The organism is Amycolatopsis sp. NPDC026612 (assembly GCF_040638285.1).
GTDB lineage: Bacteria > Actinomycetota > Actinomycetes > Mycobacteriales > Pseudonocardiaceae > Amycolatopsis.
Window position 1 is genome coordinate 1 of record NZ_JBEZYB010000092.1, and the last position, 20,874, is coordinate 20,874.

The 20,874-nt window shown below is 65.8% G+C and carries 13 protein-coding genes and 2 pseudogenes; 10 read left to right on the top strand and 5 right to left on the bottom strand.

Features of this window, described 5'->3' with window-relative positions:
• Positions 1–210: 210 nt before the first annotated feature.
• Complete coding sequence (locus AB0F15_RS39465) at positions 211–2,232, bottom strand: hypothetical protein (RefSeq protein WP_360281988.1); 2,022 nt, start codon at positions 2,230–2,232, stop codon at positions 211–213.
• A complete protein-coding gene (locus tag AB0F15_RS39470; protein ID WP_360282016.1) occupies positions 2,216–2,902 on the bottom strand; it encodes a hypothetical protein in 687 nt (228 codons plus the stop codon). The genes AB0F15_RS39465 and AB0F15_RS39470 overlap by 17 nt, the downstream gene beginning before the upstream one ends.
• Between AB0F15_RS39470 and AB0F15_RS39475 the strand changes: the two are divergent.
• From AB0F15_RS39475 to AB0F15_RS39515, 9 genes and pseudogenes are all read left to right on the top strand, one after another.
• Positions 2,840–2,986, top strand: a pseudogene (locus AB0F15_RS39475) (acyl-CoA dehydrogenase family protein); the annotation flags it as partial. The gene AB0F15_RS39470 and the pseudogene AB0F15_RS39475 sit on opposite strands and share 63 nt — an antisense overlap.
• Before the next feature lie 21 nt (positions 2,987–3,007).
• Complete coding sequence (locus AB0F15_RS39480) at positions 3,008–3,793, top strand: acyl-CoA dehydrogenase family protein (RefSeq protein ID WP_360281990.1); 786 nt, start codon at positions 3,008–3,010, stop codon at positions 3,791–3,793.
• A gap of 32 nt (positions 3,794–3,825) precedes the next feature.
• A complete protein-coding gene (locus tag AB0F15_RS39485; protein WP_360281992.1) occupies positions 3,826–5,112 on the top strand; it encodes an ATP-binding protein in 1,287 nt (428 codons plus the stop codon).
• A 423-nt stretch (positions 5,113–5,535) separates the two neighbouring features.
• Positions 5,536–7,170, top strand: coding sequence for a TIGR04141 family sporadically distributed protein (locus AB0F15_RS39490; protein ID WP_360281994.1), 1,635 nt, complete (start codon positions 5,536–5,538; stop codon positions 7,168–7,170).
• A 233-nt stretch (positions 7,171–7,403) separates the two neighbouring features.
• Entirely contained in the window at positions 7,404–8,807 is a 1,404-nt protein-coding gene (locus AB0F15_RS39495; RefSeq protein ID WP_360281996.1) for a Wadjet anti-phage system protein JetD domain-containing protein, read from the top strand.
• Between the two features lie 6 nt (positions 8,808–8,813).
• Positions 8,814–10,181, top strand: a complete 1,368-nt coding sequence (locus tag AB0F15_RS39500) for a hypothetical protein (RefSeq protein ID WP_360281998.1) — start codon at positions 8,814–8,816, stop codon at positions 10,179–10,181.
• Positions 10,182–10,818: 637 nt separating this feature from the next.
• Positions 10,819–11,463: a hypothetical protein gene (locus AB0F15_RS39505; RefSeq protein ID WP_360282000.1), complete on the top strand. Its 645-nt coding sequence runs from the start codon at positions 10,819–10,821 to the stop codon at positions 11,461–11,463.
• Complete coding sequence (locus tag AB0F15_RS39510) at positions 11,460–14,639, top strand: hypothetical protein (RefSeq protein WP_360282002.1); 3,180 nt, start codon at positions 11,460–11,462, stop codon at positions 14,637–14,639. The genes AB0F15_RS39505 and AB0F15_RS39510 overlap by 4 nt, the downstream gene beginning before the upstream one ends.
• Positions 14,640–14,720: 81 nt before the next feature.
• Complete coding sequence (locus tag AB0F15_RS39515; RefSeq protein ID WP_360282004.1) at positions 14,721–15,554, top strand: hypothetical protein; 834 nt, start codon at positions 14,721–14,723, stop codon at positions 15,552–15,554.
• A gap of 55 nt (positions 15,555–15,609) precedes the next feature.
• Here AB0F15_RS39515 and AB0F15_RS39520 read toward each other — a convergent pair.
• A protein-coding gene (locus AB0F15_RS39520; RefSeq protein WP_360282018.1) for an IS5 family transposase occupies positions 15,610–16,394 on the bottom strand; the annotation gives its coding sequence in 2 pieces (ribosomal slippage) (positions 15,610–16,076 and positions 16,076–16,394; 786 coding nt in all).
• A gap of 205 nt (positions 16,395–16,599) precedes the next feature.
• On the opposite strand from AB0F15_RS39520, the pseudogene AB0F15_RS39525 reads away from it, so the two are divergent.
• A pseudogene (locus tag AB0F15_RS39525) lies at positions 16,600–17,714 on the top strand (IS701 family transposase); the annotation flags it as partial.
• 198 nt (positions 17,715–17,912) lie between these two features.
• On the opposite strand, the gene AB0F15_RS39530 reads toward AB0F15_RS39525, so the two are convergent.
• A protein-coding gene (locus tag AB0F15_RS39530) for an IS5 family transposase (RefSeq protein ID WP_360282020.1) occupies positions 17,913–18,718 on the bottom strand; the annotation gives its coding sequence in 2 pieces (ribosomal slippage) (positions 17,913–18,388 and positions 18,388–18,718; 807 coding nt in all).
• A gap of 747 nt (positions 18,719–19,465) precedes the next feature.
• Positions 19,466–20,874 (bottom strand): tetratricopeptide repeat protein (locus AB0F15_RS39535; RefSeq protein WP_360282006.1); only part of this gene is annotated, 1,409 nt, incomplete at its 5' end.

The window sequence follows — 20,874 nt, forward strand, 5'->3', positions numbered from 1 at the left end:
CCGATGACCTGGTCGAGGTGCTCGACCTCGGAGTCCAGCGCGGTCAGCTCGGCGTCGACGGCTTCGGGCAGGATCTTGCGCAGCACCGGCGCGGCGCGCTCGACCGCGCGGTCGACCATGCGCCGGGTCTGCACCTGGACACCCAGGTAGACCTCTTTTTCGGCCATCGACCGTAGTCAAGAGTAGTCCTCCGAGTTCTTCGACGAGGCATCACCTGAGCGACGGGTTGACGGGCGCAGGTACTCGAGGAGCATCTTGAGAGTTTCTCTGGCAGCGTCGCGACGCGCCTTGGACCTTGGCAGGCTGCTGAGGACAACCAATAGCACGACAATTCCTAGAAACCCGTAGGCCAGGACGGAAGCGGTGCCCGGTAGCTGGGTGGAGGCGTAGGTAGCAGCGCCGACGGCACTTGACCTGCCCAGCCAGGCTACGATTTCGTTGGCCATGTTCGCTCTTCTCGAAACTTCCGCGCTGCTGTATGAGGTCTGAGGTCGACAGTGGGCGCTCGGCCCGTAGCCGTAGCCGTAGCCGTAGCCGTAGCCGTAGCCGTAGCCGTAGCCGTAGCCGTAGCCGTAACCGTAACCGGACGCGGCTGGCGCTGACGGCGCCGCCGTGCCCGCGGTCCGTTTGCGGGGGTGCTGAGCTCGCGCCCGGCCATCGAGGCCACGCTGGCCGGGCGCGAGTTCGCGGCTGATCTTGGCCGTGAGTGGAGCGGTGGAAGCGTCGCGTGCGGCAGCAGGTGCACTGCCGCGACCGGCTTGGCGCGCGCTGACCGGGCGAGGAGCGGCGACACGGAGCCCGGTGCCGGGCATCGCTAACGCCTTTGGTCATGAGCAGGAGGAGGCTGCGGTCCGCCGCGCCGGTAACCTCGCCGCCGCCGCGCGCCGGAGCGTCGGCCGTGCTGCCACGCAGGGTGGGACCGAAGGCCTCGTCTCCTTCGGCTGTTCCCGTCTTGCCGGTTTCCAGCAGCCCGACCCGGATGGACCGGAACGCGCCCAGACGTTCCGGCAATCGGGTGAACGCATTCACCGTAGGAGTCCACAGCGCCATCGACGGCGATGAGTCGACGACGAGCGTCAGGTCGAGCCAGCGACCGCGCCGTCGTCTCGTGACCGACAGCCACATCCCGGTCTGCGACGCTTCCTCCGCGGTGCGGTCTTCGTCGAGCTCGACGTCGTCTCGCCTGTGCTCCGGGAGCGGGCCGGCCGGCCGTCCCGGCTGCGTCGACAGGCCGTCGCCGAGTTCGGTCCACGTCAGATCGTGGTCGCCCGCAGTGGGTTCCGGCCGCTCTGGCATCTCACGGCACCTGCCGCCAGAGCGAATCGACGGGCCGCGGCCGCGTTCCATCCTCCGGAGGGTAGGCACCTGAAGTCGCCGGGAAGACCGCGTCGAGCAGTTCGTCCGCGGGCAGGCCACCGACGGCCGCGCTGCGCGCGATGAAGTCTTCGTCGGTCCCGCGCGGCCGCTCTCTGGGACCAGGGCGTGCGTCGCGAGGTGGCCGGCGTCCAACTCACGCGTCCCGAGCCGCAGGCATCTGTGGAGGAATGCGGGCGGGAACTCCCACTCACTGTTGCTGGTGATCACCACGACGGGGAACGCCGTGCACCGGACGCGGCCGTCCCAGACTTCGGCGGTGTAGGCGGGATCCGTCGTGAACACCTCCGCCGACGTCGGGCGGCGCGCGTCCTGGGCCAGCTCGGGACTCGCGAACTCGCCGATCGGGACCTCATCCTGCGTTCCCGTGCCGGCCCCGGCGAGTTCCTTCCAGGCCGCGGCGGCTTGCACGCGGCCGATCGCGTCGTAGTCGTACAGCCCGGACCTGAGCGTGGTCTGCGAAGTGTTGGCCCAGCGGAGCACGCGCCCCAGCCCCAGCTCGCGGGAAATCCGGTAGGCCAGGGACGACTTGCCGCTGCCCGGCCGGCCAGTCACCAGCAGCGGCCGTCGCAGGTACAGCGCCGCGTTGACCACCTCCACCTCGTGCTGGTCGACGTCGCGGGTGGAGCAGCTGAGCTCGGTACCCGGTTTGCGCTCGATTTCGCCGTCGTCCGCCGGGAAGACGTCCTGCTCCGGCAGCGTGGCTCCCCGGAACGTGCGCCACGGCGGCGGATCCGGCAACCGGTCGGCCAGCCGGACGTCGAGCGGCGGCCGTCCGGTCCCGCGGTAAATCCACCAATCTGGCGGGCTGTCCGGGTGCGGCGGCCCGTCGGCTTGGTTGTCAGGAAGCTCGGTCACGTTGGTTGGTACCTCCTTCGGGGTACCCCACGATCATGGTTTCGCCGATGGGAAGCAATCGATCCGGGTCGTCCCTTAGCACCACCAGGTCCGTGAGTGCTCCGCCATCGCCCGACGACGGCGGATTCCGAAGCGCGTTCAGCCGAGGCTCCCTTACCAGTGCGGGCAATTTCCCCAATCCACCACTGCGTTCGGCGAGTAAGGCTACCGCTTCTCGAACGACTTCCGAAGGGACCGATGGGCGCCAGACGATGACCGGGACCCCGGTCCGCAACGTCGGCAAAAGCTCGTCATGGCCGGAGATCGCGCTGACCGGCGGAGATTCGGTCAGCACTGTCGTCGCCCATTGCTCGTTGCTCGATATCGCTTCGAGCCGGAGTTGGTCGTGGCGGTCCCCGGCCCGGCAGAAATACACCCGTTCGAACGAAGGATCGCTGACCCACGACTCCCACCGTTGTCGCCAGGCGCGATGCCAGCGCGGCGCGCTCATCCGTTCCAGTGACCGCACGACCGTTTGATAGCTGAGGTACAGCGGCTTCGGTACGCCGGACGCACGCTCGGCCGCCCAGAAGTGCACCGGCAGGTTCAGCAGGGCTCGCAGTAGGACAAACTGGCCGTGGACAAGGGCATGCAGATCGGCAGCGCGGGCGTGCAGTTGCTCGGCGGGCACGGCTTCGTCAAGGAGCACCCGGTCGAGCGCTGGTACCGGGACCTGCGCGCCATCGGCGTCATGGAAGGCGCCGTCCTTCTCTAGGCTTCGGAAAGGTTTTGGACCATGATCAACCTGGAAGTCCCCAAGAAGGCCGGCGCGCTGATCAACCAGGCGTACCAGGCCGCGGCCGAGGTGTTCCGGCCGATCTCGCGCAAGTACGACCGCGCGGAGCACACCTACCCGGCCGAGCTGGACATGTTCGCGGCCCTGCTGGACGGCCTCAACTCCTCCGGCGAGGGCGGCGAGGGCGGCGAGGGCGGCGAGGGCGGCGAGGGCGGCGCGGGCGGCGCGGGCGCGGCGGGTGTGCGGCGGTCCGGCAAGGACGATTCGGCCAAGGGAAACCGCAACGGCGCCAACCTGAACGTGGTCCTCGGCACGATCGAGATGTGCTGGGGTGACGTCGGCCTGCTGCTGTCGATGCCGCGCCAGGGCCTCGGCAACGCGGCGATCGGCTCGGTGGCCACCGACGAGCAGCTGGGGCGCTTCTCCGGCATGTGGGCCGCGATGGCGATCACCGAGCCGTCGTTTGGTTCGGACTCGGCGGCGGTCAGCACGACGGCCCGCCTCGACGGCGACCACTACGTGCTGAACGGCGAGAAGATCTTCGTGACCTCGGGCGAGCGCGCGGACGCGGTGGTCGTGTGGGCGACGCTGGACAAGAGCAAGGGCCGCGCGGCGATCAAGTCGTTCGTGGTCGAGAAGGGCACGCCGGGCTTCGAGGTGGTGCGCACCGAGCACTCTGTCGCCTCTGGCGGTGCTGATGAGTGGCCGGCGCCGTGCGGCCGACAGCGCGAACCCCGGCAAGGTGAAGTTGTTCCTGTCGGCGGCGCGCCCGCAGCGGGATGCTGACTCTTGGTACTCGGCGGTTCTAAGGTGAGCCGATGGCGAGTACATGGACGCGGATCCATGAGCACCTCGGGCTACGGCCTGGGCCGCTGTCCGTCGAGAACGTTCTGGATGCGGCGCGGGACGGCCTCCGTGAGGCCGACGTCCTCGACTGGAAGGGCGTTCTTCCACAGCCGCCTCGCGACGGCGCCTGGAACGAGTTCGCCAAGGACGTCGCCGCGATGGCGAACACCCGCGGTGGTCTGCTGATCTACGGCGTCAGCGACGACCTGGAACTGGACGGCATCGATCCCGCCGCCGCCGACGTTCGGAAGTACGGGCAATGGTTGCGCAACCATGTGCGGCCGTTCCTTGTCGACGTCGACTACCTGGTGCTGACATCCCCCAGCGAACAGAAGTCCTTCCTCGTGGTGGACGTACCGGCGAGCGAGTTCGCGCCCCACTCGGTTACCGGGACCGCAGCGCGCGACAAGGATCAGAACGCATTCGTCGTCCCCTACCGCGACCATGACCACACCGCGTGGATGGAGGAGCATCAGATCGCGCGGGCCTACCGGGAGCGGTTCGCCGGACAGCAGCGGCACGACCAGGCTCTTTCCGCTCTTTGGGCAGCAGCCCGCGACCTGGTCGTCGAGCCGGTGGGCGAGGAGGCTTGGGTCATCTTCGCCGCGCAGCCGATCCGGCCCGTGCCTCGTCTTGCCGGAGAGGTAGCCCGCGTCGACGTCGCTGTGATCGTGGAGAAGGCGTTCGCGGCCGCGGTGGAGATTCGCACGACGCGAGGAGAGGTCGTGCCGGTGCTGTACAACGCCGGCGCAAACCGGAACAACCCACGCGTGGGGCTGCGCTCGTGGGTCGTCAGCAACGCCGTCGCCAGCGGTGATCGTGATGCCCTGCGCGGTGTGTACGTCCAGCTCGGTCACGACTGCAGTGTGGTCTTCGCGGTGAACGTGAGCACGAAGACCTACCGGGAGGATGGCCCCACGGGAGTCCATGTCGTCAATGCTGAGGTCGTCGATGTCGCGGCAGGTGAATTCATCGCGCTGGCCCAAGAACTCGGCAGGCACCTGTACATCGAGTCCCCTCTGGGGATCCACGCTGGGCTCGCGGCACGCGAAGGCACGGCTCTGGCGTACGAGTGCGCAACCCGCGATGGCCTCGGCCACTTCACCGCATCCAGGTCGTCGCGCAAGCCACGCCGGATCCAGCCCTGGACGACTGAGATCATCCCGAACGGATCGGTCGAGACGACGCGAGGCGCAGCGGAGGAGTTGGCGTCCGCACTCCTGAACCAGTTCGGCGTCAGCTCACGGCTGTACCGCTGAGCGCCAGATGGTCAAAAAGTTGACAGATGCGCTACAAAGAGTGACTCAAGTTCAGAGTTCTCCTACTGTCGGCGACATGCTCGCCGTGTGCACCGCCGATCGGTGGAACTGTCGAGGTGCCGCCGTTCACCGTATTGGGGGGACCGTTGGCCGCTCCGGTTGAACTACCGGCCGGTACGGCACGTGTCGTGCCGCATCCTGGCTTGACGACGTGTTACCTACGTAAGGAACGCGGCCCTCTGCGGGAACAGAGGGCCGCGTGAGTGTCCCAACTGCATAGCTGAACCACGCCAAGTCGCTCAACCAGGGAACACCGCGAGCTTAGGGCTGTGACGCCGAAAGCGCCAGCCCCAGTTCTCACGGTGCTCACTGGCTATGTCCAAAAAGGAATCACCAATGCCCTTGAGTACCAGTTGCAAACCCGTGAACGTCTACCGTCTCGAAGGCGGCCGAGACCTCGCTGACTACTTCGCGCCGGTGGCCAAAGAAGATGTCCTCGTCGACGGTCCGGTGACCATCGCCGACATCGTGGGGCGTCAGGTTCTCGGCGTGCGGGAGATGGATCGCCCGGTGTGGACGGACCAGGTCGAGTCCTGGACCGACCGCGAGCTTCCCGAACTGCCGGGGGCGCAGCCGTGGACCGTCATTGTCGTCCCCGTTGGGAACTGGGCCTTCGCGCTGACGTTCGGCGGTGGGCATCACCTGCTCAACGATGAACTCGTGGACCAGTCCTTCGGGCTGTCCTTCGCAATCCGGCGGCTCGACCCCGAACACCTGGGGACAGTCGGGCGCGCCGTCCTGGACGCGACCGCCCGGCTGATCCAAACATCCTTCCCCGGTGGCGGCGACCTGGGAGCGTTCGGACTCGAGCCCTTCGGCGAGATGGTGAAGCGGGTCGCCGGCCCAGCCGACCTCGGTGACCTCACCTACGGCCGGGAAACCCAGCGCAAGCATCAAATCCGGGCCGCTCGCTCACTCAACCTGCCGATGCCGAGCACGCCTGTCGCCCTAATCCGAGACCTCGAAACACTGGCGAAGATCGTCGACGAGCCGGACGAGCGCTCAGCCCTGAGGTTCTGGGCCCAGACACGATCCATAGGGAAGCGGCATCCGTTGGTGCCCGAGCTGGAGCGCCGGCTGGCGGCCGCGCTCGGCGGGGACCGCGAGGCCGGGCCCCTCGGATTCGCCTGGCCTCAGAATGCCGTCCGGGAAGCCGAGGTGGCCGACTCATTCAAGCTCCGCCGCGCCGGCGGGAGCCCGGTCGTCTTCACCCACGGCGAAGGGCTCGAGACGGTCCTCGATCGGCTGTCTCCGCTCCTCCCGAGGGAGCGGATCAGGCTGCTCCGGGATGCCACGGTGACACCGTGCGAAGACGCGGACGGGCTGCAGCAGATCCGTAACCCGATCGCCCTGCGCAAGTGGATCTCGTTCGAGACCGAGATCGACCACAGCACGTATTGCTACCACCAGGGCGAGTGGTTCCGGATCGGGGAGCAGTTCGTCGAGCAGATCCGTGGCCAGGTGGCCGAGCTGCTCACGCACCGCGCCGACCTCGACCTCCCGACCTGGTTTCCGACCGGAGAACAGGACGACGAGCACCGCTACTGCGAGCTGGTCGCCGAACAGGACGGGTATGTGTGTCTCGACCAGGACTTCGCGAAGACGCCCTTCAACCGCAAGCTCGAACTCGGCGACCTCCTCGGCCCGGAGGACCAGCTGATCCACGTCAAGTGGCTCGAGCGCGCGACCGCGGCCAGTCATCTGTTCGTCCAGGCCAGCAACGCGTCCTGGTCGCTCCGGGCCGAGCCAGACGCGCTCGAGCAGCTGCGCGCCAAGGTCCGCGCCGCAGACCCGGAGCGTGAGCTGAAGACGCCATCGGCTCTCGTTCTGGCGGTGGCCGGACGGCCATGGACGGTCGAGAAGCTGTTTACTCTTTCCCAGATCGGCCTGCTGCGGCTGAATGCGGAGGCCCGTTTTCTCGGGACGACGTTGAAGTTCGCCGAGATTCCCTACGTGGATAAGAAGACAGCCAAAAAGCTGCGCGACGAAGCGGCCTAGTCGCTCGGTGAGGCGAAGGGAGGGCTGGGAGTAGTCACGGCCGCTCTCTTCGAAGCTCATACCTTCGCGGGGTCGAACTGGTCTTCCCGTCGCTTCCTTCGTTGAGACCGTGCAGTTATTGTCCACTTTTGGGCAAAACTGGATGGAGAGCCTCTGTTATTATTTGATCCAAGTCGATGATCATTGGACTTGTCGCATAGCGGCCGCGATGGCGCGACCAACTAGGGAAATTGATGCACGAGAACTACCTGCCCTTGCTCGGAGGGCTGGCCGGTCGAACTCCGGTTGTCCTGAACGGCGTGCCCGACGGGTTGCAGACGGTCACCGTGCCAGTTCGCAGAAAGGGAGCAGCGCAGGTTCCGCGCGACCGCAAGCGGCGCACGCGGGCGCATCGAGTCGATGTCCTTACCTCGCGGAAGAACCCAGTGTTTGAGCCGCCGCCAGAGATGTCCAAAGCTGATCTCAGTTGGGTGCTTTCAGCTGGTGTGCGACGCTGGTCCACTGTGGTCAAGCGTTTCGGGACGCGCGCGGACGCAGTCGCTGACCAGCTGATCCGGGCGGGCGGAGTCGTGCTTCGATGCGATGTCGACGAGGACCGCATGAAGCTAGGGAAGCCGGAGAGCTGGCGGTTGTCCAGTGCCTGGCGAGAGCAGGCTCCCGACGTTCTGGCCGAGCTGCGTCCACGGCGGGACCCGGACGAAGTGCGGGCCGAACTGCTGGCTCTCCTGGATAGGGCGGGAGATCAACCGCGGCTGGAAGTCGAGCGGTCGGCGCTGGAACGCGTGCCGCCCGGCGCGCCTCTCGTGGTGCCGGCGGGGACCGCGACTACGGCGAAGAGCTGGGCCACGTACGAAGCTGCGTTGCGGGCAGCTTGCGTGCGAGCCGGCATGACCGACGTGCCCGGCCCCGCCGAGCTGGCCGGGCATGCCTGGGGTGACACCCACATTCCTTGGTCGGCAGCTCGAATTCTGGTGTTTAGTCAGCTGGCGGGGTCGGACTTCACCTTGGCCGTCGAGAAGTCCGACGTGGAGATCCGGCTTCGCGGGCCGCTCCTGTGGCGGCACGGCAACGCGATCGCCGATGCCGCGCGGTGCCATCCGTGGATCGGGCTGCCGAGGGACGGGATGCAGCTCGTCGGTGAGGTCGAGTGCGCCGCGACCGGTGTGTTCATCATCGAAAACGCGGAGACCTTCAGCAAGGTGAGTGCGATCGCGGAGATCACCGGATCCTGGCTCTGCGTGTGGGGTAAGGGGAAGGCGGTGGTCAACACCGCCGATCTCGTCAACTCTCTGCCGGGCCTGACCGTGGCTGCGTGGATGGACCTCGACGCGGCGGGACTCGAGATCTTCACCATGCTCGAGAGAAAGATCGACCGACCAGTCAAACCGATCGCGATGACCGTCGACCTGCTGACGGCGGGGCCGCCACGGAAACGGCTGAATCGTGAGGAACAGGCTAAGGCCGAGCGCGAGGACAAGCAGCTGGCTGCGAAGGTCGAGCCGTTGCTGTCCGGCGAACTCACCGACGTCGCCCGCTGCATAGCGGACTCGGGCAAGGCCGTCGAGCAGCAGTTGCTGCACGAACGCGTCCTTCCCGTGCTGCCGAAGTTGCTCGAGTCGGCCCTGGAAGAAGGCTGAGTTCCCGTGGGATCCGAGGAAGAACTCGAGCCGAGCGCGGACGGACGGCCGTCCTCGTCGCCAGAGCCTGAACAAGCCGGGTCGGAGCCTGTTGACCAGGAGGATTCGGCGTTGCTCGACCGGCTGCGTTCGTTCATCGCACCGGTCGCCAACGACACCTCGGCCGTCACCAAAGATCCGCGCGCGCTCAGGATGGCGCGTGACCTCTCGGAGGTGTTCGCCGACCACGCCGGGCTGTCTGGGCTCACCAAAGCCGAGGTGGAGCGGAGCTTGATGCGCTACGGGCACCACGACCGTCGTCTTTTCGAAGCGCGGTTCGAACTGTTCGTCCGCATGGGGCTGATAACGCCGTTCCTTGAGAAGAAGCACCAGCAGCGCTACGTGCTGGATCCGTCCGGTCTGGCAGGTCTTCTCGTATTCGAACGCCTCGGCGCGCGGGGAGGCGTCGACGAAATGCTGCTGCTCCTCGATCGTGCGAGGTGGATGATCGAGCACGGCGAGGTGAACCGCATCAGCCTCAAGACGTACCTCAAGAGGTGCCGTCAGTTGCTCAGCGTCTACGCCGCCAAGCTTGCCCGCCTGGTGCAGGCCGCATCGATCACCGAGCTGATCGAAGAGCACCGTAACCACGACCCGGCCCAGGTCGAGAAGGACGTGCACAGGTTGAACAAACTGGTCACCGAGCGGTTCCCCGCCGACCACGAACTAGGTGATCTGGCCTTCCGCCTGGTCGAAGCCGAGCTAGTCTACCGCCAGCAGGTGTTCGCCGCCGTCAGCCGCGTGCTCGACCAGGGTGGCGTCACCCTCGACTTCAGCGTGCTGTCCGCCGAGCAGTACCTTACGGCCGCGCTGGACGGAACGCCGGATGCCTTGGCCGCTGTCGGGACCTGCCTGGTGGTCGATCCCCCGCAGCCGTGGGTCGATCCCGGCTCCCTGCAGGAGGCGATCGAGGAGTACCGGCCTCGCGTGCGCGTAGCCATACGGCCACCCGTTCCGGTCGGCGGGGTCGAGGAAGATCCCATCGGTGCCATGCGGGCGCGCGCCGAACGCTCCAGCCGCCGGCGCGCCCTGGATACGGAGGCACACCTTCAGGGCCACCAAGAGATCGAGCTCACCTCCGCTTTGCGCGCACTGGGATGGCCGAAGGCGGGCGAGCACCTGATGGAGTTGCTCGCCGTCGCGGCCGACCCCGACCAGCCGTTCGCCGTCGAGCTCGGCCGGATGCTCATCATCGACTTGGAGGCTTCGGTCACGTACATGCACCCGGTGCTCCTCAAACGAGTGAATTCCGGAGGAACGGGCGAAACGGATCTCGGCTCGGTTGCCGCCGCCCAGGCTCCTCGGCTGGTCACGGAAGAGGAGCCGACCACGTGAACCCACCACGCGACCCGGCGGTCCTGCTCGCGGCGCTTCGGGCCGCCGGGTCGCTCTCTGTGGACGACGCCAGCACAGCCGTGGTGGAAGCGATGCGTGCCCGGGCCGAGGACACGGGGCGCGTTCTCGTACGCTGCGCACCTCCCGCCGGGAGAGCTGCGAGAGGACGGTCCCACGTCATCACCTTTGGGTGGTCGCCGCGTGCGACGCCATCGCCGGAGGACAGCAACGCTTATTCGGTCCGGAGGCTCGCCACCACGGCACGGCTCACCTGGGCTTGCTGTCTCGGCCTCGCGTGGCCCGACCGAACCGGCGAACCCTATCCGGGCGTCCCGTTCGCCACCTCAGTCTTGATCGATATCGCCGCGGAGCTGGGTATGGCCGCCAGTTGGGTCAAAGCGTCGCTCGCACACGATCTCGTGCCCGCTCACCTCGTGACGGTGTCCGGGGCGACAGTGCGGCTCGGGCCTGCCGCAGCCGGGCTGCCCCCCGCGTTCGTGGACTCTATGCGCAGGTTCCACGAGCAGCTTCCCCGGCTCGGCCAGTCCCTTCCCGCTCCTTCGGATTCGTCGGAGGGGAACGAGCCCGCGCCGTCCTCCGCCGAACTGCCGCGCGTTCCCTCCGAGGAGGACTGGGAATGGTGAACGAAGTACGTCAGCTGTCCGACGACGAGGAGCACCTGGTCTACGACGCGATCGGGGCACTGGAGATCGCGGACGGTGTGGTTCCCGTCACCGACTTTCCCGCGCTGACCGATCCGGCCTTGCGGGCCGCCGTGGCAACGCGGCTCAAGCGGTGCGGCCGAGTGCTCAACAAGGTGGGTGGTGGTTACACGAGCGGGTATGACGACGACGTGGCCGACGTCCTGGTCCGCGATGGCATCGGCGTCCTCGCACCGCAGGACCGGGCCGTCCTGGCGCTGGTGCTCTTGCGTTGCGTCGCCATCCCCCGAGCGCGGGGCGCATCGGTGAGCGAGAACTGGGCCGGCGCCACTGGTGAACGTTCGACTTCGCTGGACGAACTCGCGCAGAACCGCGCCCTCGGCAAAACGCACATCAGGAAGTCGTTGCGACGACTGCGGGCGGCTGGATTGATCAGGCGAAGTCCGCGAGCGGGGATCACGCCAGGACCTGCTCTGCACCGGCTGACTCCGCAGCGGACCGCCGCGCTCTGGGAAGACCTGCTCATCCTCGCCGCTCCTGACAGCGCCTACGCCCACGTGCTGCGCAGCCGTCGCACGAGCGGCGATTTGCCCGACATGTCCGGAAAGGATGCGACATGACCGCCCTGACCTTGTTCGAAGAGCCTGAACGCAGCGAAGCCGATTTTGGTGATGTACTGGGCATCATCGGCGAACGCCAGCTCATCGCCGTGCAGTTGTTCGACATAGCCCGGCATACCAGCCACCCGGTCGCGATCAAGCCATCCTCGTTCGTGGCGGTGACGGGCCGCGGTCCCCGTGACTCGAACGAGTCGGGCAAGACCAGCTTCAACGCCGCCGTGTCCTTGCTGCTCGGCGACCCGGAGTGGCGGGCGACCGGCGGGGGTGTCGCTACCGTCGCCCAGTTGCTGTTCGAACCCGACACCGCGGGTGTGACCGCGACGAGCTACCCGGCTGCGCAGACCGGGTACGTCGTCGGTGTCTTCGCCCATCCCGACGACGTGGCAGGTTCGGCGTACACGGTGTGGCTGCGGATCGCGTCTTCTCCGAAGTACATCCGGGTCCGTCACCAGGCCGGTGTGCACCTCGTCGAGGCGGACACCGACGCCGAACGCCATCGCCGGGCGTCCGGTGTGTGGAGTTCGCTTCCCCCGACGGAGTTCGGCGCGAACATGTACGTAGAGGGATTGTACGGCCGCAGTCCTCGTTGCCTGGCCTACGTCGCGTCCCGTGGTAGCCAGCGCAGCGGCCCGTCCCTGCTCAAGATGGACACCGGTGCGTTCAGGCCGGAAGACATCGGCGCGGCGCTGATCCGGCTCACCGGCCGCAGCGAAGCCTTGGAGCTCGAGAAGGAGCAGCGCCGCAAGCTCGCGGAGCAGAACGCTGAGGTGGAGGCCGCGAAGGTGGCCAACGACGAGAAGTGGCTGGCAGAAGAGAAAATCCTCGACGACTTGCGCACCCGGGAGACCGTTCGCGCCAAGCTGCGGGAGGGGGATCTCCTGTGGCGCAAGCACCTTGCCCGCGGCCTGCTGGACACCGTCGCTCGCGCGGACTGGCTGACCGCGCAGATCCGCGGAACGGAGACCGAGCTGAGCCGGGAACGCGCTCGGCTCGCCGAACTCAAGGCGAAGGAAAGAGAGCTTCGGGACTTCGGCGGCCTCCGCCAGAAGGCGGCGGATCTTGAACTGGCGTTCCGCCAGGACGATGTCCGGTATCAGGAAGCGCAGCGAAATGAAGGCCGGTTGGCCGGAAAGCTCGCCTCCAACCGCTCGCGCATAGCGGAGTTGGAGGAGTCGGGCGCTCGCGACGTACGGCTGACCGTCGCCGAGGCCGAAGCAGAGGTCGAGATCCGCCGCGAAGCGCGCGCCGCCGCCATGGCCGTTGCGGCCCAGGCAACCGGCAGAGTCGAGGAGCTTTCCGCGGAACTCGAACGTGCGGAACTCGGCACGGGGGGCTCGGCCGCTCGTACGCTGGGGATCCTCGTCGAACACGGCGTTAAAGCGATCGGCCTGATGGATGCGATCGAGGTCGCCGAGGGTCACCGTGACGTGTGGGAACCGCGCCTCCACCCTTGGCGGGCAGCGGTCTGCGTGGCTGAAGGTGAGCAGGCGCACCGGGCAGCCGAGGTGCTCGCAGACGTGCCGGGTGCCGTTGTTATCGCAGGCTCGCCGCGGGCCGAACGATCCTTGCCCACCGGGCTGAAAACGGCGCCGAACCAGGCGCTGGCGTTCCTGGCCGAACTCGAGACGCGAACGCAGCCGGTCGAGTTCGGTGCCGTCAAGGCCGTCCTCGATGCCGCACTCGGTGTCACCGTCGTGGCCGGTTTTCCCCGCCCCACCACCGGACGGGTGCACATCATCAGCACCCTGCGAGAACAGCTCGCCGGAGCAGAGGAACTCCGGGAACAGACGCGTGGCGCGGCACGCATCGCCAAACAGCGGGAGGAGGCGGCCGGCAAGACCCTTGTCGCCGCTCACGCCGCGGCTGAGCGTGCTGAGCTCATCTCGGCGGTGCAGGCGATCGAGAGGACGGAGCTGCCCGCCGCGCGCCTGCGTTCGGAGGAGTCGCTGGCCATCCGGGAAACCAGCCTGGCAGCGCATACCGGCGCCCAAGCTGATCTCCGGAACGCGGAGTCCACCCTCGCGAGAGCTGAAGCGGCCAGAGGTCAGTGTGAGAAGAGCATCACCGACTACCAGCTCGAAACGGCGCGGTTGCGGCAGAAACTCGAGGCCCTGGACGTATCGTACTGGCAACTCGAGTTCGGCGGTGACCCCGAGGCCGCGCGCGTCTTGTTGAACTGGGCCGACGGCGCTCTCGAATACGACGATGCGACTGCTGCGTGCGTCGTTCGCGAGCCGAGAAATTCGGCGGAACGGGTGGAACGCCGCACACAGGACACCTTGAGCCAGAGTGCGAACGATTACCTCGTCGAAATCTTCAACGAGTTGAAGGTGGATCGTGCCTCGGGCGAAGGCGCGCCGACGCCCGCCGTCGCCGACGCGCTGCGGCGCAAAGAAGCGTTGGCCGGCCGCAGTCCGTCGGGCCGGGACACCGGGTACGCCGGGATAGCGGCCGCGCTGCGGGACTGGATAACGCAGTTCGTCGAGCGGGACCAGCTCGCGGTGGAGCGGATCACTTCCGCACGCCGTCAACGGGAGCGGGAAACGACCTACGCGGTCTCCACCCTGGCTGCTTTGGCGGAGAGCCTCGACAACGTGCAGGGCAGCCTCGAACGCCGCATCGAGGCGAACCTGGACGCGATCAGCAAGGCCCTGGACGACCTCAACCGGTCGGCTCCCGACGGTTACGGCGCGAAGTTGCAGCATGCGGTTGAGCGCCCCGTCGGCCCTGACGATCCGTGGACCTGGTCGGTCGTGCCCATGTGGCGCCGGTCGCCAGCCGGCCGGATGCTCCCGTACAACAACGCCACCAACTCGGCTCAGGAGAAGCTTTTCAGTATCCACCTCGTGTTGGCGGCGCTGCTCGCGAGTCCGAACCCGCGTGGTCGTGTGCTGATCTTGGATGAGCTCGGTGATTCGCTCGGTGAGGAGCACCGCCGCGACGTGCTGTCGGCGGTGGCGCGGGTTGCGGAAAAGTACGACATCACCGTGTTCGGCACCTGTCAGGACGCCGTGATGCCCGACGCCGCGGCGTTCTGCCGGGAGATCCTATACTTCTGCTATCCGTCGAAGTCGGAAGCGCTGAACCTGCCGACCCGGATGTTCGGCTTCGACGACAACGGGGAGCGTGTCGAACTTACTTCCACCGTGCTCGTTGCTGGGAGGCCCCTTCCGTGACGTTGCACGTGCCGACAATGCATCCATGTAGGTCGAGTGCCATCGTGGATGGTCGGTCGCCCTCCGGCATGATCGCGTCTCGTGCTGGTTCGCTTCGCTTATCTCGCCGTTGCCCATGCCTTCGCGGCGCTACGACTTTTGCTGAGGGCTGACCGGGAGAAAGACGTCGAGATCCTCGCTCTGCGCCACCAGCTCACCATCTTGCAACGACAGCTCGGCGGCCGACGTCCGCAACTTCGGCCCGAGGACAGGATGTTCCTCTCGATATTACTGGTGCCGCTGTCCCGCGCGGCGCTACGTCGGCTCCGGCTCTTGGTTAGCCCGGATACGGTGTTGCGGTGGCATCGCAACCTGCTGAAACGCCGTCATGCCCGCGCAAGCGTGAATCGAAGGCCTGGGCGCCCGCGTACCCGCACCTCGATCCGTCGTCTCGTTCTGCGCCTGGCGGCCGAGAACCCAGCATGGGGCTACCGGCGCATCCATGGCGAACTCGCGCTGCTCGGTATCAAGGTTGCTCCCTCGACTGTATGGGAGATCCTCAAGGCCGAAGGTGTCGACCCGGCACCGCAACGGACGACAGTCAGATGGGCTGACTTTCTGCGCTCTCAAGCCGAGGCGGTTCTGGCGATGGACTTCGTCGAGACCATCACCCTCACTGGACAGCGGCAGTACATTCTCGCGGCTATCCACCACGCTGGCCGGCGGATCCGCATTCTCGGTACTACGGCGCACCCGACACATGCTCGGGTGACGCAGGCCGTCCGCAACCTGCACCGGACCCATCGATCGCTTGGCGCCGCCGCGCCGCTTCGAGCACGGCCCCAAGCCCTTGATTCCGATCGGTTCGAACGACTCGCGATACGCCGGCACGACCGCCTCGGCGGAGTTCTCCATGAGTACAGACATTTCGCCTGACCTGCGTGGATGTGGTTTTCGGCACTCACAACGCCAGGTCGTGCCTTTAGAACTCCTAACAGAGTGAGAGGTTCTTGAGTCGGCGCCAGCAGATGATGCCGCAGGCGAGACTGAGGAATGCTTCGTGGATGTCGTCGCGGATTTCCCAGCGGATGCGCAGGCGGCGGAACCAGTGCAGGAGCGCGAAGCTTTGCTCAACGACCCATCGGTGCACGCCCAGGCCGGAGCCGTGCTCGACACCGCGGCGGGCGATGACAGGTGTGATGCCTTTGCCGCGTACCAGTTTACGGTATTTGTCGTGGTCGTAGCCCCGGTCGGCGTAGATCGCGTCGGGACGCGTGCGAGGACGACCACGTCGCCCCCGCACCGGCGGGATCGCGTCGATCAGCGGCATGAGCTGGGTGACGTCGTTGCGGTTGCCGCCGGTCAGCGAGACCGCGAGGGGGATGCCGTGCGCTTCGGTGACGATATGGTGTTTCGAGCCTGTCCGGGCACGGTCGACGGGGCTCGGCCCAGTTTTGGGCCACCTTTGAGAGCCCGCACGTGCGAGCCGTCGATCACCGCCTTGGACCAATCCAGCGCACCCGCGGCGTGCAGTTCGGCCAGCAACTCTTCGTGCAACCGCTGCCACACGCCCGCTTCGTGCCAGTCGCGGAGCCGTCGCCAGCAGGTCATACCGGATCCGTAGCCCAGTTCCTGCGGCAGGAACTCCCACGGAATGCCGGTGTGGAGCACGAACAGGATGCCGCACAGCACTCTGCGGTCATCCAGCCGCTTGCGCCCCGGATGGTGAGTTTTGCGGACCACCACCGGCAGCAGTGGCTCGATCCGCTCCCACAGCCGGTCGTCGACCTCCCATGGCCTGCGTTGCGCCGTCGTGCACCTCCAGTCTCACCCAACACAGGAGTAACACCAACACAACCACCCTCATTCCCACCACCAGCCCCACTTTGTTAGGAGTTCTTAGTACTGCAACGACACTTTGTTATGCGTTATGTGGCGTGTCGGTTTGGCTCTGATTCGACGGTCGTGTAGTCAATCTTGCGTGTTGCAGATGGTGACGGACTGGTCGGCGAGTTTCAATGCGTTTGCGGGGCGGTTTGCGGCGCGGTTTTCCCGGGTGGAGCCGCGGCGACAAATGACGACCTACCTGCGGGGACTGTTGGCGGAAGTCGAGCGCAAGAACGGCTGGACCCTGGCGGAGACGGCCGGCGAGGCGGGTCCGCAGGGCATGCAGCGGCTGCTGAACTTCTACGCCTGGGACGCCGATGGCGTGCGTGACGATGTGCGTGCTGCGGTGGTCGAAGCGCTGGCGGACGCCGAACGTGGCGTGTTGATCGCCGACGAGACCGGATTCGTGAAGAAGGGCACGAAATCCGCCGGTGTGGCACGCCAGTATTCGGGCACGGCCGGGCGAATCGAGATTCGCAGATTGGCGTGTTCTTGGCATACGCCTCGGATCGAGGAAGAGCCTTGGTTGACCGGGAGTTGTATCTGCCGAAGGAGTGGATCGCGGACCGAGATCGGTGCGCTGCGGCCGGCATTCCCGACGACGTAGGATTCGCGACCAAACCGGAACTTGCGCAACTGATGGTGGAACGCGCGCTCGCCGCGAGGATCCCGTTCGCATGGTTCACCGCCGACGAAGCCTACGGGCAGGTCGGGCGGTTGCGACTGTGGCTGGAAGAACACGACATCGCACATGTTCTTGCAGTACCCAAGTCCCAGATGGTGATTTCCATGGACCTGCGACAACGGCGCGCCCGCGCCGTCATCGCGGACGTCGAACCACACGCCTGGCAGCGTCTGTCCTGCGGCGATGGCGCCCACGGACAGCGGATCTACGATTGGGCCGCAGTCGACATCCGCCCCCTGCGCCGACCGGACGTCGGCCACTGGCTGCTGGCTCGCCGCTCCGTCAGTGACCCCACCGAATTCGCCTACTACATTTGCTTCGGCCCCGTCGACACCGACCTTCGCGAACTGGTGAGGGTCGCCGGAAGCCGCTGGGCGATCGAAGAAAGTTTCCAAACTGCGAAGAACGAAACAGGGCTCGACCACTACCAAGTCCGCCGATACGAAGCATGGTATCGGCATATCACTCTCTCCATGGCAGCGGCGGCATTCCTCGTCCTCACGCGAGACGCCGCGAAAAAGGGGGTCCACGCCCGACCTGATATCGCTCACCTCCAACGAAATCCGCAGGCTGTTCAACCGCGTCACCGCGCCGATCAGGCACGCAATCCAGCATGCGTTGCACTGGTCGCGATGGCGACGAATCAGCCAAGCCCGAGCGCGTGCCAGTCACTACAGACGACGAGGCCATCACGAACTGTCGTTGCAGTATTAGAGCTTGTCTCATGTGGTGAGTTTGCGGAGTTTCTTGTAGCAGGTGAGGCCGGCTCCGAGTATGAGGAAGGCGAGGAAGTGCTCGGCTTTGCGTTCGTAGCGCAGGGTCAAGCGGCGGTATCCGGTGAACCAGGCCATGGTTCGTTCGATCACCCAGCGGTGCTTGCCCAGCTTGTCCTTGGATTCGATGCCTTTGCGGGCGATCCGGACCTTGATGCCGCGGTCACGGACCCAGCGCCGCAGGTCCGGTTGGTCGTAGGCCTTGTCCGCGTGTAGCTTGGCCGGCTTGCGCCGCCGCGGACCGCGGCGGGACTTGATCGCGGGGATCGCCATCACCAGTGGTTTGAGCGCGTAGGAGTCGTTGGTGTTGGCGGCGGAGACCGCGACGGCGAGCGGCAGTCCGGCGCGGTCGGACAGGGCGTGGATCTTCGAGCCGGGCTTGCCGCGGTCGGCTGGGCTGGGACCGGTCAGGGATCCCCCTTTTTCGCCCGCACGCAGGCACCGTCCACGATCGCGCGGCTCCAGTCGATGAGGCCCTGGCTGCCAAGTTCGTCCAGCAGCGCATGGTGCAAGCGCCGCCACAGCCCGGCCTTGGTCCACTGGCCGAAGCGGCGGTGCGCGGTCTGGAACGGCACCCCGAACGACGGCGGCAGATCCCGCCACGCACAGCCGCTGGTCAGCACGTACACGATCGCGGTGAACACCGCCCGAGCGTCCAGCGGCGTCGTGCCGCCGCCCTGCGGACGCGACTGGAACGCCGGGATCAACGGCTCCGTCAGCGCCCACAGCTCGTCCGGCACCAACCGCAACAACAACCGGTCAACCACAGCCAAGATCATCGCTCATCAGCGACCGATCACCACGTAAGACACGCTCTTAGCTCGGTGTTCACCGGATTCCTTCGGCCGGACAGGGGGATTTGGTCGCTCATCCGGTCTAACCGCGTAACACGCTTCCCGATGTCGGCGACGGTTTACCGCATGAGGCGACGGTCTACCGATCAGGAGGGGTTAACTCGTGCCACGTCCCGGACGTGAACTCGATCCGACCGCGGGTCCGGTGCAGCAATTCGCCCACGAGCTGCGGACGTTGCGGACGAAGGCCGGGGATCCGAAGTACCTGCAGATGGCACGGTAGACCGGGAAGTCTCGAACTGCTCTGTCCGAAGCTGCCGGGGGTGATCACCTGGCCACCTGGGAGACGGTCGCGGCGTATGTCCGTGCCTGCGGCGAAGACCCGCTCAAGTGGCGCAAGCGCTGGGAAGCGGTTCAAAAACACCAGCTCGCGCGAAGGACCGCTTCTGCCTCGGACTCGGAACAGACTTTTGGAGTGGGGCGGTTCTCCCAGCGGTCTGCGTGGCCGAGGGGCGCCACGATGTACAACTGGCAGGAGGTCGGGCGAAACATCACCGTCAGCAGCTGCATCGGGTTGAATGCGTCGCGCACGGCCGATCTGGAACCGATGCCGGAACACTATTAGTCCGTCGTGTGGTGTCCTAGCTGGGACAGGCGGCCAAATTGAGGTCCAGTAGAGCGGCAATCCACCTTTCAAATCTGGAAAAATCATGGCTCGACGGGTCTCGTTTGAAGCTGTTGCTGCAGCCAATCTTCGAAGGTGTTGTGTGTTTCGAGGGTCAGGGGGTGGTCAGCGCCGAGGTCGCGAGTTTCGTCCTCGAGGAGTTTTTCGAATTCGGAAATTGCATTCTTTGTATTGCCAAGTTGACTTCGCAAGATGGCAATCCTATTACGCGTTGCGAAAGTGTCGAGGTGGCTGGCGCCGAGTGTGCGAATTTGTTCGGTGAGAATCTGCTGTAACTCGGCGATCGCGTTGGCTGTGTCGAACTGGCTTTGCCAGTGCGCAAGGTTGGTACGGGTTGTGCGGGTATCGGCGTGGTTGGCGCCGAGTACTCGAATTCGATCCTGGAGAAGCTGCTCGCATCTGGCGATCGCTTCGGACACATCGCCGGCATCACCCGTCCACCTAACCAATATGTCCCGCGTCGCGAACGTGTCGACGTGGTCGGCGCCAAACGATCGAACCTGTTCGGCGAGAAGTTTTTCGTATGCGTCGATTGCGCCGCCGGCGTCGCCGGAGCGGCCTTTCCAATATGCAAGTTCAGTCCAGGTTTTGAAGATATCAGGGTGGCCTTCGCTAAGCGTCTGAATTCGCTCCGCTAAGAGCTGCTCGTATTCGATAATCGCGGCAGTAATGTCTCCAGACTGCGCTCGCGAATTAGCAAGATTGTCGCGAAATATGAATGTATCGGGATGGTCGGGACCGAGGATTCTCTTGCTGTCATCGACAAGTTCCTCGTACTCGACAACTGCATCAGTGAAATCTGCGGCTCGCCTCCGCCAACGGGCAAGATTGTTACGTACTGTAAGAGTCTGGGGATGGTCGGGACCGAGTACGTGAAGGATATCCGTGAGAAGTTGTTCGTATTCGGCAATGGCTGCTACGACATTGCCACACTCGCCTCGGCAGTTCGCGAGATTATTGCGTGTAGTGAGGGTGTCGGGGTGGTCGGGGCCGAGGATGCGTGTTCGGTCCTTGACGAGCTGTTCGTACTCGGCTGTCGCGCCTGCTACGTCACCGGCCTGGCTTCGCCAGTAGGCTAGGTTGTTTCGTGTGGTGAAGATCGTGGGATTGTCATAGCCAAGGACTTGTACTTGATCTGCGAGAAGTTGTTCGTATTCGGCAATGGCTGCTACGACATTGCCACACTCGCCTCGGCAGTTCGCGAGATTATTGCGTGTAGTGAGGGTGTCGGGGTGGTCGGGGCCGAGGATGCGTGTTCGGTCCTCGACGAGCTGTTCGTACTCGGCTGTCGCGCCTGCTACGTCACCGGCCTGGCTTCGCCAGTCGGCGAGGTTACTGCGTGTAGTGAGGGTGTCGGGGTGGTCGGGGCCGAGGATGCGTGTTCGGTCCTCGACGAGCTGTTCGTACTCGGCTGTCGCGCCTGCTACGTCAC

What these genes read in the sequence shown, in the direction of transcription:
- AB0F15_RS39480 (WP_360281990.1), top strand. Translation starts at nt 3,008, where the DNA reads ATGATCAACCTGGAAGTCCCCAAGAAGGCCGGCGCGCTGATCAACCAG.
- AB0F15_RS39495 (WP_360281996.1), top strand. Translation starts at nt 7,404, where the DNA reads ATGCACGAGAACTACCTGCCCTTGCTCGGAGGGCTGGCCGGTCGAACT.
- AB0F15_RS39510 (WP_360282002.1), top strand. Translation starts at nt 11,460, where the DNA reads ATGACCGCCCTGACCTTGTTCGAAGAGCCTGAACGCAGCGAAGCCGAT.
- AB0F15_RS39485 (WP_360281992.1), top strand. Translation starts at nt 3,826, where the DNA reads ATGGCGAGTACATGGACGCGGATCCATGAGCACCTCGGGCTACGGCCT.
- AB0F15_RS39505 (WP_360282000.1), top strand. Translation starts at nt 10,819, where the DNA reads ATGGTGAACGAAGTACGTCAGCTGTCCGACGACGAGGAGCACCTGGTC.